This is a genomic window from Natrinema sp. LJW11, assembly GCF_056135975.1.
In genome coordinates, this window is record NZ_JBWBDM010000004.1 from 131,421 (window position 1) to 144,080 (window position 12,660).

At 67.4% G+C, this 12,660-nt stretch carries 11 protein-coding genes; 6 read left to right on the forward strand and 5 right to left on the reverse strand.

Annotated elements, in window-relative coordinates:
• Window positions 1-9: 9 nt before the first annotated feature.
• A complete protein-coding gene (locus tag AC0QDI_RS12490) occupies window positions 10-1,116 on the reverse strand; it encodes a CapA family protein (RefSeq protein ID WP_474669231.1) in 1,107 nt (368 codons plus the stop codon).
• Window positions 1,117-1,320: 204 nt separating this feature from the next.
• On the opposite strand from AC0QDI_RS12490, the gene AC0QDI_RS12495 reads away from it, so the two are divergent.
• The 3 genes from AC0QDI_RS12495 to AC0QDI_RS12505 all read left to right on the forward strand — a co-directional run bounded on the left by AC0QDI_RS12495 (window position 1,321) and on the right by AC0QDI_RS12505 (window position 3,985).
• The gene (locus tag AC0QDI_RS12495) at window positions 1,321-2,193 is read left to right on the forward strand and encodes a complex I NDUFA9 subunit family protein (RefSeq protein WP_474668595.1); all 873 of its coding nucleotides are present in this window, start codon (window positions 1,321-1,323) and stop codon (window positions 2,191-2,193) included.
• 86 nt (window positions 2,194-2,279) lie between these two features.
• The gene (locus AC0QDI_RS12500) at window positions 2,280-2,957 is read left to right on the forward strand and encodes a DUF4166 domain-containing protein (protein ID WP_474668597.1); all 678 of its coding nucleotides are present in this window, start codon (window positions 2,280-2,282) and stop codon (window positions 2,955-2,957) included.
• Window positions 2,954-3,985 carry a YndJ family transporter gene (locus tag AC0QDI_RS12505; RefSeq protein WP_474668599.1) on the forward strand — a complete coding sequence of 344 codons (1,032 nt, stop codon included), beginning with the start codon at window positions 2,954-2,956 and terminating at the stop codon, window positions 3,983-3,985. The genes AC0QDI_RS12500 and AC0QDI_RS12505 overlap by 4 nt, the downstream gene beginning before the upstream one ends.
• A 32-nt stretch (window positions 3,986-4,017) precedes the next feature.
• On the opposite strand, the gene AC0QDI_RS12510 is transcribed toward AC0QDI_RS12505, so the two are convergent.
• From AC0QDI_RS12510 to hemC, 3 genes are read right to left on the reverse strand one after another with little or no spacing between them, the layout of a single operon-like run.
• On the reverse strand, window positions 4,018-4,761 hold the full coding sequence (locus AC0QDI_RS12510) for a uroporphyrinogen-III synthase (RefSeq protein ID WP_474668601.1): 744 nt from the start codon (window positions 4,759-4,761) through the stop codon (window positions 4,018-4,020).
• Window positions 4,762-4,765: 4 nt separating this feature from the next.
• Window positions 4,766-5,581: a uroporphyrinogen-III C-methyltransferase gene (gene cobA, locus AC0QDI_RS12515; RefSeq protein ID WP_474668603.1), complete on the reverse strand. Its 816-nt coding sequence runs from the start codon at window positions 5,579-5,581 to the stop codon at window positions 4,766-4,768.
• Between the two features lie 14 nt (window positions 5,582-5,595).
• Window positions 5,596-6,735, reverse strand: a complete 1,140-nt coding sequence (gene hemC / locus AC0QDI_RS12520; protein WP_474668605.1) for a hydroxymethylbilane synthase — start codon at window positions 6,733-6,735, stop codon at window positions 5,596-5,598.
• A gap of 219 nt (window positions 6,736-6,954) precedes the next feature.
• Here hemC and AC0QDI_RS12525 point away from each other — a divergent pair, with 219 nt between their 5' ends.
• The 3 genes from AC0QDI_RS12525 to AC0QDI_RS12535 all read left to right on the forward strand — a co-directional run bounded on the left by AC0QDI_RS12525 (window position 6,955) and on the right by AC0QDI_RS12535 (window position 11,277).
• Window positions 6,955-7,320 carry a group I truncated hemoglobin gene (locus tag AC0QDI_RS12525; RefSeq protein ID WP_474668607.1) on the forward strand — a complete coding sequence of 122 codons (366 nt, stop codon included), beginning with the start codon at window positions 6,955-6,957 and terminating at the stop codon, window positions 7,318-7,320.
• A 270-nt stretch (window positions 7,321-7,590) separates the two neighbouring features.
• Entirely contained in the window at window positions 7,591-9,909 is a 2,319-nt protein-coding gene (locus AC0QDI_RS12530) for a nitric-oxide reductase large subunit (protein WP_474668608.1), read from the forward strand.
• Window positions 9,910-10,092: 183 nt separating this feature from the next.
• Window positions 10,093-11,277 (forward strand): sensor histidine kinase, encoded by a 1,185-nt coding sequence (locus AC0QDI_RS12535; RefSeq protein WP_474668609.1) that lies wholly within the window; start codon window positions 10,093-10,095, stop codon window positions 11,275-11,277.
• 32 nt (window positions 11,278-11,309) lie between these two features.
• Here AC0QDI_RS12535 and hemL read toward each other — a convergent pair whose 3' ends face one another.
• On the reverse strand, window positions 11,310-12,656 hold the full coding sequence (hemL, locus tag AC0QDI_RS12540; RefSeq protein WP_474668611.1) for a glutamate-1-semialdehyde 2,1-aminomutase: 1,347 nt from the start codon (window positions 12,654-12,656) through the stop codon (window positions 11,310-11,312).
• Between the last annotated feature and the right edge of the window lie 4 nt (window positions 12,657-12,660).

Genomic DNA, 12,660 nt, shown 5'->3' on the forward strand with positions numbered 1-12,660 from the left:
CGGAACGACTCACAGCGAGACCACGAGCCCGTCGCCGTCCCGTTCGTACGTCGTCTCGAACGGAGCGGACCGAGCGCGCATCGTCCCCCGGAGCCACGCCGCGGCCCCCTTGCCGGCCCGGGAGACGCCGTCGTCGATTTCGATCGGAACGAGCCGGACCGCCTCGAGACGCCCCTCCTCGAGCGTGACCTCGAAGAGGTAGCTTCGATCGTTGCCCAGATCGCCTTTGATCCCGAAATCGTCGACGAAGTCGCCGGTGTCGTGGAGGACGACCCCGTCGCCGTAGCGCTCGATCGCCTGAACGACGTGAGCGCTGTGGCCGTGCACGAGGTCGACGCCCCGATCGACGAGCCAGTGACCGAACTCGACGAGCAGCCCGCTGGGGCGCTCGACCCAGTTCGGCCCCCAGTGGACCGACGCGACGAGCAGATCCGGATCGTGCGCTTGCGCGCGCTCGATCGCGTCTCCGACGACCCGTTGAGTGTCGGAATCGGTCGGATCGGGCGTGATGTGGGCGATTCCGGGCCGATCGTCGGTGGCGGCGTAGCCCGCGTAGCGATCCGCAACGGAGACGACGGCGACGTCGACGGCGCCGACGGAAAACGCGGCCGGCTCGCGGGCCGCCGCCGGCGACTCACCGGCGCCCGCGGTGTCGATGTCCGCCGCCTCGAGCGCGTCGATCGTGTCCGTTAGTGCCACCGCTCCGTAATCCATCGCGTGATTGTTCGCCAGCGACGCGAACTGGACGTTCCCGGCGTCGAGTGCCGGCACGGCCCACTCGGGATCGCCACGGAAGTGGTACGTCCGGCCGGGGAACGGCTCGCCCCGCGTCGACAGGCAGCACTCGAGGTTACAGCAGACGCCGTCGAGGGACGCGAGCCGGGGACGGAGGTCGCCCCAGACGGTCGCGGGATCGACGTCGTCTCGCCCGTAGTGTCCGTTGAGGCTCCGTCCGAGCATCGTATCGCCGGCGAACCCGATCGTCGTTTCGGTGCGCTCGCGGTCGGCGGACGCGTCGCGATCGTCGGGAGAGATCGGGTCGGCTCCGGGAACGGTACAGCCACCGACCACTGCCGTTCCCGAGACGGCCAGAAACCGCCGACGGCTCCCGTTCATAGATCCGATATCCTGACTCGCGTATCCCCGCGAGTAGCTCGGTTCGCGATCGCTCGAGTCCGTTCGGGTCGGCGCATCGATTCCCAGTTCGAATTCCAGGTTCAAATAGCCCGTCGGGCCGTCGTTCCTCGGTCCGTCGTACCGCTCACCGTCTCTGTTCGACGAACCGTACAAGTTACAACCCCGTGATAGAAAGAGATCGGTATGGACGTCCTGGTCGCCGGTGGCTCGGGATTCGTCGGTCGGGCGCTGTGTCGCGTCCTGCTCGAGCGCGGGCACGCGGTGACGGTCGCCTCGCGGACGCCCGGCACGGCCGGGTTGCCGGCAGCCGTCGACACGGTCGCCGTCGACGTGACCGTCCCGGGACTCGACGCCGTCTTCGGCGACCGCGATGCGGTCGTGAATCTCGTCGCGCTTCCCTCGCACGTCCAGCCGCGAGGACGGAGCCACGAAGCGGTTCATTTCGAGGGGACCCGTCACCTCGTGGCGGCCGCCGAGCGAACCGGTGTCGAGCGGTTCGTCCAGCTGAGCGGACTGGGAGTCGAGTCGGGTGTCGATACGGCCTACTTCCGCGCGAAGCGGCGGGCCGAACGCGTCGTCCGCGACGCCGACCTCGAGTGGGTGATCTATCGCCCGTCGGTCGTCTTCGGCGACGGCTGTGCGTTCATCTCGTTCGTCGAACGGCTATCACCGCCGTTGGTCACCCCGTTGCCGGGCGGCGAACGGACGCGGCTCCAGCCGATCTGGGTCGACGACCTCGCGCCGATGCTCGCGGACGGCCTCGAGGACGACCGCCACGTCGGCCAGTGCTACGAGATCGGTGGCCCCGAACGGCTCACGCTCGCCGAGACGGTCGGACGGATCCGCGGCGGCGGAGCCGTCGTGCCGATCCCGATGGGGCTGGCCGCGATCGGGGCGATCCTCGTCGACCCCGTCCCCTGGATTCCGTTCGGCCGCGACCAGTATCGCGTGCTGGGGCTGGACAACACGACCGCGGACAACGACATCACGGCATTCGGCGTGTCACCGGATTCGCTCCGGACGCTGTCGGCGTATCTGGCCGACGAGAACCGATAGCGACACGGCACCGATCGAGACATGATTCCGAAACGTACTGAGACCCACCGACTGACGGCGTTCACCGGCGGAACGGAGGGACAGCCGTGACCGGGCTGTTCGAGCGCGAGGTCGGCGACGCGTGGCGGACGCTCCACCCCCGCGTCCGCGATCGGTACGGCCTCGAGTCGGGCGAAGGCCGCGAGGCGGTGGGCGTCGGTCGCATGCACGAACTCGACCGGAGCCCCCTCGCGGTGCCGGCCCTCTGGCTCGGAACGCTCGACGACTTCCTCTTCCCGGAGCGGGGGACCGACGTCCCGTTCGCGATCGTCACGGAGCCGTTCGTCGACGATGCGGGCAACGAAGCGCTCGTTCTTCGCCGGCGCTTCGAGACGTCGCCGCCCCGGACGTTCGTGGATACGCTCCGGTGGAACCCGGCTCGAGGGTGTCTCACCGATCTGTTCGGTCGGCACGGACACGTCGCGGCCGACCTCCACATCACTGCCGAGGACGGCGCGCTGGCGCTCTCGATCGGCACGCAGTGGCTCCGGGTCGGCGGACGGTACCTCGAAATTCCCGCTCCGGTCTCGGCCGGCGGCCACCTTCGTGACTGGTACGACGACGGCGAAGACCGGTTTCGCGTTTCGGCCGCGATCACCAATCCCGTCCTCGGGACCGTCTTCGAATACGAGGGCGCGTTCGAGACCGAGTTTCGACCGCTCGAGGACGACGCAGCGCCGCCGGCGGCCCTCGGCGGAATCGACCTGCCGGGTGAGAGCGCGTGAGTGATATCGAGACGACCGCTGGTCGAGAGCCAGCCCCGTCGACGAGTGCCTGCCCCCGCCCTCGACTCGCCGGTCGGCGCGTTACCGACCTGAGCGCGGTGGCGGGTTGTGTCGTCTGGCTGGGGCTCGTCGCCGGGACGATCGGTGGGGCGATCCCGATCGCTCCCGTCGCGCTGTACGCGGCGCTCGCCGCGCTCGTTCTCGTACCGCTCGGCTTCGGGGTGGTCGAGATTCCTCGAGACGTGACCGCCGTGACGATCCCGTATCGAGTCGCCGGCTTCGGACAGGGGCCGGCCGCGCTGGCACTCGTCGCCGCGCTCACCGCACCGCAGGGGTCGCTCATTGCGGTCGCACTCACCCTTCCGTGGCTCTGCGTTACCGGTGCGATCGCGCTCTGTGGACTCGGGCGGCTCGCCGCCCGCGGCGGCGGTCCGCTGCCCGAACTCGCGATCGACGCCGGCCTGTTGTACGTGCCGGTCGCAGCCGCGTTTCTCTGCATGCACGCGGCCGGCGTCAGTCTCCGGTTCGCGCCGATAATCGTCCTTCTGACGGGCGTCCACTTCCACTACGCCGGATTCGCGCTGCCGCTCGTCGTCGGCCTGGCGGGTCGAACGCTGGCGGGAGACGACGGGAGGTTCCCGGCGACGATCGCGGGACGAGCGACGGCCACGGCGACGGTCGTCATCGTCGTCGGCATCCTCCTGATCGCGGTCGGCATCACGTTCTCCCCGCCGCTCGAGGTCGTCGCCGTCGTCGCCTTCGCGATCGCCGTTACCGGGTTCGCGATCCGTATACTCCGTGACGTCGTTCCCGCCGTGGCGCGACTGCCGGGACTGTTGCTCGCCGTCGCCGCGCTGTCGATCTGCTGGACGATGGCGCTGGCGCTCGCCTTCGCGTTCTCCTCGTTTCCCGGAACGTCGGCGCTCGTCACGATCCCCGAGATGATCCGCTGGCACGGGAGCGTCAACGCCTTCGGGTTCGCGCTCCCCTCCCTACTCGCCGTCAGATTACTCGAGGACGAGCTGTGAAACGCGGCGAAAAAGCGATTGTCGAGGTATCGTTACGGCTCGCGCGCCGACGTTACCGCCACCGTCTCCCGGGCGAGCGCGTCGAACGTCGCATCCTCGGGCACCACGTCGACGTCGATCCCCCGCTCCTCGGCGGTCTCCGCCGTCGGCTGGCCGATGACGCCGACGGTCGCGTCCGCGAGTCCCGCCAGTGCGTCCTCCCGAACGCCCGCCTCCGCGGCCGCCTCGAGGAAGTGATCGACGGTCAGCGACGACGTGAAACAGACGGCGTCGAGCCCGCCCTCGGCAGCCAGCTCGGCCGACTCGCCGCTCCCGTTGGGCCGAACTAACCGGTAGAGGACCGTTTCGTGGACGTACGCGCCCGCGTCCTCGAGCCCCTCGAGCAACACCGGGCTGCCGTGATCGCTGCGGGCGACCTCGACGCGCGCGCCGTCGATCTCTCGCTCCAGTGCGGCGACCAGCCCGCTCGAGGTGAACTCCTCGGGAACGATATCGACCGCGTACCCTTCCGCTCGGAGCGCGTCCGCCGTCGCGGGGCCGATCGCGCAGACGGTCTCGCCGTCCGGCACCCACCCCGCTTCGGAGACGAGTTCGGCCCCGGTCTTGCTCGTGAAAATCACGTACTCGGCGTCGGTTCGCGGCGTCGCGTCGGTCGCTTCCACCGCGAGCATCGGATCCGCGACCGGCTCGGCTCCGAGCGCCTCGAGCAGGGCGACGGCTCGCTCGAGGCGGTCGTCGTCGGGCCGGAAAACGGCCACTGTCGGTGCGTCGCTCATCGGCTCATTCCCCACTCTCGGCCGTTTCGCCGTCATTTGCCACACCATAGTCATTTTGCAGAAAGTCGACGACCGTCTCGCGGGTCCCCGCCACGTCGCCGATCACCGTCACCGCGGGCGGCGAGATGCCCGCCTCATCGCGGGCGTCAACGATAGTCTCGAGGGTGCCCGTCGCGACCTGCTGGCCGGGCCAGGTCCCTCGTTCGACGAGCGCGACCGGCGTCTCGGGAGCCAGTCCGGCCTCGAGCAGTGCTCTCGTGTAGTCCGGTAATCGACCCACACCCATCAGGACGACGAGCGTGCCGCCGGTCGCTGCCAGCGCGTCCCAGTCGACGGCCGACTCCTCCTTGGTCGGATCCTCGTGGCCCGTGACGAAGCTCACCGAGGAGGCGTGATCGCGGTGCGTGACCGGGATGCCGGCGACGGCGGGAGCGGCGATCGCCGACGTGACCGCGGGGACGACTTCGAAGGGGACCTCGCGAGCGGCGAGATACTCCGCTTCCTCGCCGCCGCGGCCGAAGACGAACGAGTCGCCGCCCTTGAGCCGGACGACGGAGTTGCCCTCCCGGGCGAGTTCGACCAGTCGCTCGTTGATCTCGGACTGGGGCGTGCGCTCGCCGCCCGCTCGCTTCCCGACGTCTTCGCGGCGGTCCTCGGGGAGCGTGTCGATGATTTCGGGACCGGGAAGCTTGTCGTGGAGGACCACGTCCGCGGCCTCGAGCAGGCGTTTCGCCTTGACGGTGAGGAGGTCGGGATCGCCGGGGCCGCTGCCGACGAGGTAGACGGTGCCGGGGTCGGCCTCGATATCGGTTCCTGACATTCGGTACTCGCTAGCTACTTCCCCTCGGGTTTATCTTCCTCGGAGACACCGCCGTCGTCACTCTCGGCGTCGTCGCGGGCCGCCTCGATCAGTTCGGCTGCGCCGCGGTCCGCGAGATCGCGCGCGAACTCGCGAGCGGCCTCCACGTGGGTTTCGACCGGCATATCTCGGCTGCCGGTCACCGATTCCTCGCCGTCGCGGTCGAAGACGCTCACGGTCGCGTGAACGTGCTCGCCCTGGACGATCGCGTAGATGCCGACCGGAGCGATACACCCCCCGCCGAGCTCCGCCAGAATCGTCCGCTCGACGGTCGTCTCGACGCGGCTCCGCGGGTAGTCGATCGCGGTCTGGATATCGCGCGCCGTCTCGCCGTCCCGCGCGGTCACCGCGAGCGCTCCCTGTCCAGGCGCGGGAACGAACGTCGCCGTCGGCAGCTCCTGATAGTCGATGGAGTGGGCGAGCCCGCTGCGCTCGAGGCCCGCCTCTGCGAGGACGATCGCATCGTACGCCGTCTCGACCTCGCGGCCGAGCGCGCCCTTCTCGAGTTCCGAGAGGTCGTCGAACCACTCGTCGGTGGTGCGGTCGTACTCGGGCTCGAAGTCCTCGTCCCCGGTATTTCCCTTCCGCTCCTTGTCCGCTTCCGACCGCTCTTGATGTTCTTCCTGGAGCGCGGGCGCGAGCAGTTTCTCGAGGCGCGTGTCGACGTTTCCGCGCAGGGGCTCGACCGCGAGGTCCGGTCGCTCCGAGAGGAGTTGCGCGCGCCGGCGCAGGCTCGAGGTGCCGACGGTCGCGCCGTCGGGCAGTTCCTCGAGCGTCGCCCCGTCGGGCGTGACGAGCGCGTCGCCCGGTCGCCCTCGTTCGGGAACCGCGGCGGTCACGAGTTCCGCGGGCTGTTCGGTCGGCATATCCTTCATCGAGTGGACCGCGCCGTCGAGATCGCCCTCGAGGACGCGCTCGTCGAGTTCGCGGACGAACGCGCCGGTCTTCCCGAGCCGGTGGATCAACTCGTCTCTGATCTGGTCGCCCGTCGTCTCCACGGTGACGAGTTCGACCTCGTACCGGCGGTCTTCCAGGGCTTCCTGTACCAAGGCGGCCTGTCGCCGGGCGAGTGCGGACCCCCTCGTCGCCAGTCGTAGCGTCCCGCGCGTTCTCATGAGAGTCAGTCGGTGCCTCGAGTTGAAAAGCGCACGCTTGTCCGACGCGAGAGGAGCGTGGACCGCCGACACCGAGGGCTATTGTCACGAACATCGTTCCGTGGCGAGTCAGGCCGAACCCGACGCGAAATTTCGATTGTGTGGGTATCACACACAATATTTTTGCGGCACACGTTCGGCATGCTATTTATACTACTTGGGTCGGATAGATCCGATCGAATGGCGACAACCCTCTACGAGCGACTCGGTGGCGAAGACGCGATTACGGCCGTCGTAGACGAATTCTACGACCGCGTCACGGCGGACGAACAGGTCGCAGGCTACTTCGACGATGTCGATATGCAGAAACAGCGCGCACACCAGGCCCAGTTCATCAGCTCGGTCACCGGCGGCCCGGTCGAGTACTCCGGCGGAGAGATGGAAGCCGTCCACGCGGACATGGGCATCACCCCGTCGGACTTTCGAGCGATCGCGACCCACCTCGACGACGCGCTCGCCGAGTTCGACGTCGGCGAGGGCGATCGTGAGGCGGTGCTCGAGGAAATCGCGAGCTACCAGGGCGCGATCGTCACGGCTGCGGACTGAGACGGGTTACTGTGACCTTGTCGCGGTGCGACCGCGGGCCGGATCGCGCTCGCGCCGGAACTGACTGACAGCGGACCGTCTGAGCGCGCCGGCGGATCGGTCCGTGACGGCGAGACGCGACGCTCTTCTTTCGTCGTGAGAGGTAACGGGTATGCGACGGCTACGAGTTCCGGCCCCCTAATCGCCGTCGCGAATCCGTTCGCCCTTTTTTCCAGATTGTTGGAATTCACGGGTCGCTTGAGGGGGCTTTCGGCTCGAACTGTAGTCGTCATGCAGCTATCCAGAAAGCAACTCGCCACGTTCCTCGCGACGATTTTCGTCGTGAATCTCGTCGTCATGGGCGGCGGGGCGTGGCTCTCATACGCGAACGAACCGGAGATTCCGGACACCATCGTCGGCCCGGACGGCGAAACGGTCGCGACGAGCGACGACGTTCGTTCCGGGAAGGCGGTCTTTCAGGAGAACGGATTGATGAACCAGGGCTCGATTCTGGGCCACGGCAGTTACTACGACACCGATTACACCGCCGACGCGCTCGAGTCCAAGACCGAGCACATGCGCGAGTACTACGCGCGCGAGCGCCACGACGAGAACTACACGGCGCTGAACGCGTCGGTCCAGGCCGGAATCGACCGGGAGGTCCGCGACGAGCTCCAGTCGAGCCGGTACGAACCCGACCGGGTCGAGTACTCGGACGCGGAAGTCTACGCCCACCAGCAGGTTCGGGAGGAGTACGTCGAGCGCTACTACGAAGGCGACCGCGAACGCGGGATCCCCGAGGGACAGGTCCCCAGCGCCGAGGAGGCCGAGGAGTTCGCCGACTTCGCGCTGTGGACCGCCTGGATCTCCCACACCGACCGCCCCGGATCCGAGGCGTCGTTCACCAACGACTGGCCGTACTCGCCCGCCGCAGGGAACGCGGCCGGCGGGCCGGTGATGACCTGGAGCGTCATCGCGATGGTCCTGCTGGTCGGCGGTGCGGGGGTCGCGATCTGGCTCTACCAGTCCGTCGAGATCCCCGAGCCCGACGCGGCCGGCGTCTCGATCCCGCATCCCTCCGAGATCGAGCTGACCCCGAGCCAGCTGTTGAGCACGCGTTTCGTCCTGATCGGCGCGCTCCTGTTCGCCGCCCAGACGTTCCTCGGCGGCTTGCTCGCCCACTACTACGTCGAGCGCGACGGCTTCTTCGGCCTCCGCGAACTGATCGGATTCGACATCCTCCAGTGGCTGCCCTGGTCGATCGCCCGGACCTGGCACGTCGACCTCGGAATCCTCTGGATCGCGACGATGTGGCTCGGTGCGGGGCTGTTCCTCGCGCCGTTACTCACCGGTCGTGAACCTCCCGACCAGGCCCGCTACGTGAAGGGGCTGATCGGCGCGTTGCTGGTCATCGTCGTCGGCGGGCTGGCCGGCATCTGGCTCGGGACGAACAACGTCTTCGACGGCCAACTGTGGTGGCTGCTGGGCAACGAGGGCCTCGAGTACCTCGAGATCGGTCGCGTCTGGCAGTTCGGCCTGCTGGTCGGCTTCCTCGGCTGGACCGCACTCGTGGCCCGCGGGTTCAAGCCGCTGTTGGACCGCGAGCCCCGCTTCGGGCTGGCCCACATGATCGTCTACGCGGGCGGTTCGATCGGACTGCTGTTCGTCGCGGGCTTCCTCTACACGCCCCGGACCAACATCGTCACCACCGAGTTCTGGCGCTGGTGGGTCGTCCACATGTGGGTCGAAGGCGTCTTCGAGTTCTTCATCGTCGTCGTCATCGCCCTGACCTTGGTCTCGATGAACCTCCTCTCGAAGAAGTCCGCCGAGAAAGCCGTCATTTTCCAGGCCGCACTCGTCATGGGCAGCGGGATCATCGGCGTCTCGCACCACTACTGGTGGGTCGGCCTCCCGGAAGCCTGGCTCCCGATCGGCAGCGTCTTCTCCACGCTCGAGTTCATTCCCCTCCTCTTCATCCTCTACGAGGCGCTCGGCCAGTACCGCGCGATGGACACCGCGGGGACGGACTTCCCCTACCGGATGGCCTTCTACTTCATCGTCGCCTCGAGCGTCTGGAACTTCTTCGGCGCGGGGGTCATCGGCTTCTTCATCAACCTCCCGCTGATCAGCTACTACCAGACCGGGACCTACCTCACCGTCGCCCACGCCCACGGCGCGATGTTCGGCGCCTTCGGCCTGCTCGCGATGGGGATGGCCGTCTACATCCTCCGGCTCACGACCCGCGACACCCACTGGACGAACCGGCGGCTGCGCTGGTCGTTCTGGCTCTGTAACGTCGGGCTGGCGCTGATGATCTTCCTCTCTTTGCTCCCCATCGGCTTCCTCCAGCTCGAGACCGCGTTCACCCAGGGGTACGCCGCCTCGCGCAGTCTCGAGTTCTACGAGGGCGGGCTGATCCAGACGCTGTTCTGGCTACGCATGCCCGGCGATACGCTCCTGATCGCCGGCGCCGTTCTCTTCGCCTGGGACGTCGCCGCGAAGCTCCTCTTCCAGCGGAAGGCGACCGCGACGGAGACGAGCGGTCACGTCATCGCCGACCGGCTCATCGCGGATCGCGAGTCGCTCGAATCGGTCAGCGACGACGACTGAGACGGTCTGTTGTACCGATGTCCCGGAGCAACCGCGAACCGTCCTGCGGGTGCTCCGGAAACGACTGACAACAGTCCGTATACGGCGAATCGGTTTTCTTTTCGGGTCACGAACGGCCGTTGACGGTCCGTTAGAGGGGGAATGGCCGGAACTACTAACCGATCCGGTGGGTAGTAACGGGGTATGCAATGGGCCGAGAACGCCAGAACGATCGCCGCGGATCGACTGCCGGCGTCCCTGACGGGATTCGGAATGGCACTGGCGTTCGTGTTACTCGCCGAAATCGCGCTCCGAGTGACGTTCCTCTCGGCCGCAGTCACTGAGGGCGGGTTTCTGATCGGGGTCGTAACGACGATTCCGTTTCTCGTGGGAATCGCGTACGCGGGCCGCTGGCTCCGGTCGTCCTCGCTCTCGCCGGCTCGATACCCCCGCATCGCGTGGTGGTTTCTCGGCGCTCTCACCGTGTTTCTGAGCGTCAATGTCGCGCTCATGTTCGTCCTTCCGACCGACTCGTGGGCCCTGATCGGGGCGTGGGTTCGGTGGGCCGTGGCGTTCGGTGCCGGGACCGGATTGCTCATCGGCTGCATCGAAGGCCGCGCCGTCGAACGCGCCTTGCACGCCGAGCGCGCCGTCCTCCACTCAGAACATCTCGAGGAGCAACGCGATTACCTCGATTACCTCAACGGGATCCTCCGCCACGAGGTGTTGAACACGGCGACGATCATCAACGGCTACGCGTCGCAGGTTCTCGAGACGGAGTCGGCGCTGGACGATCGCAGCCGTCGCTGGCTCGAGATCGTCATCGACGAGTCCGAGGAGATGTCGACGGTGATCGACGACGTCCGCGTACTGCTGCAGACGACCGAAGGGAGCTACCGGCCCGAACGCGTCGACGCCGCTCGAGTGCTGGCCGACGAAGTCCGAAAGCTGGAGCACAAGTGGGGCCCGATCGACGTGGAGACCTCGATCCCGGATCACGTCTTCGTCCGCGCGGACGACTTACTCGCCCGTATCTTCGCCAATCTCCTCTCGAACGCGATCGAGCACAACGACGCCGCGACGCCGCGCGTCGAGGTGACGGTCGAACCGGGCCCCGAAACCGTCCGGTTCGAAATCGCGGACAACGGCCCCGGGATCCCCGAATCGAAGGTCGACTCCCTCTTCGAGCGCGTCGAGAGCTACGGGAGCACGCACGGACTCGGCCTCTATCTGGTCTCCCAACTGGTCGCCCGCTACGACGGACGCGTCGAACTCACCGAAACCGGACCCGAAGGAAGTCGCTTCGCGATCGAACTCCCGACGGCCTCGAGCGGACGGGACGACGAATCCCTCGCGGACGCGACGACGACGGCGCTCGTCCTGGAGTAGTGGGTGGAGTCCGCCACCCGCGAGTTACCCGCTCACAGCGCTTCCTTGTACGCCTCGAGCGTTCGCTCGACGTCTTCCTCGGTGTGGCCGTAGCTGACGAACTGGCACTCGAACTGGTTCTGCGAGAGGAAGACGTCCTGGTCCTTCATCTTCCCCCAGAAGATTCGCCGCCAGCGCTCGGTCTCGGCGTTTTTCACGTCGCCGGCGTTCTTCGGGGAGTAGTCGTAGCGCGGACAGGTCGGGTCCTGCCGACAGCCGGCCGGGCACTGCTCCTCGAGCGAGTCCGGACCGGGTCCTTCGCGGGTGAATATCACTTTGAACATGCTGTCGGTGCCGGTGACCGTGTAGCTGGGGGCCTGATCGGCGACGATGTCGGTCAGTCCGCGGCGCAGTCGGTCTCCGAGCCCGTTAACGTGGTCGTAGACGTCGTTTTCCGCGGCGAATTTGAGGGTCTCGAGGCCGGCGGCCATCGTGACGGGGTGGCCCGAAAAGGTGCCGGCCTGGAAGACGTCGCCCGTCGGTGCGAACTGTTCGATGATTTCTGCGCGGCCGCCGATGGCGCCGACAGGGAAGCCGCCGCCGATGATCTTCCCGAATGTCGTCAGATCGGGGGTGACGCCGAACTCGCTTTGCGCGCAGCCGAGGCCGCCGACGCGGAAGCCGGTGATGACCTCGTCGAAGATCAGCAAGGAGCCGTGGTCGTCGGTGATCTCGCGGAGAAACTCGTGGTAGCCCTCTTCGGGGTAGACGATGCCGTAGTTGCCCAGAATCGGTTCGGTGAGGACGGCCGCGATGTCGTCACCGTGTTCCTCGAACACCTCGCGGATCGCGTCCTCGTCGTTAAACGGTACGGGGAGCGTGTGGTCGGCGAACGACTGCGGAATGCCGGCCGAGGAGGGCTTCGGATTCTCGGCGTCGCCCTCGACCAGCGTCGACTCCTGTGCGCCGTGGTAGCCGCCCTGCATGACGACGATCTTGTTCCGGCCGGTGTATCCCCGCGCGAGTCGGACGGCGGAGGTCGTGGCTTCGGTGCCCGAGTTGACGAACCGGATTTTCTCGACGCTGGGGACGTGGCGGACGACGAACTCCGCGAGGTCGACCTCGACCTCCGTCGGGGTGCCGTACATCGGCCCCTCGCTGGCTTTCTGCTGGATACCGGCCCGCACGGGCTCGGGGAGGTCGTGGCCCAGCAACAGCGGGCCGAGTCCCATCACCCAGTCGATGTAGCGGTTGCCGTCGGCGTCGATGACGTGGCCGCCCTCGCCCTTCCGGACGAAGAACGGATACGGCTCGATCGCCGCGCGGACCGCGGAGTTGACGCCCCCGGGCAGCACGGATAGCGCCCGATCGTACAGTTCGCGTGAGTTGTCCTCGGTCATGGGC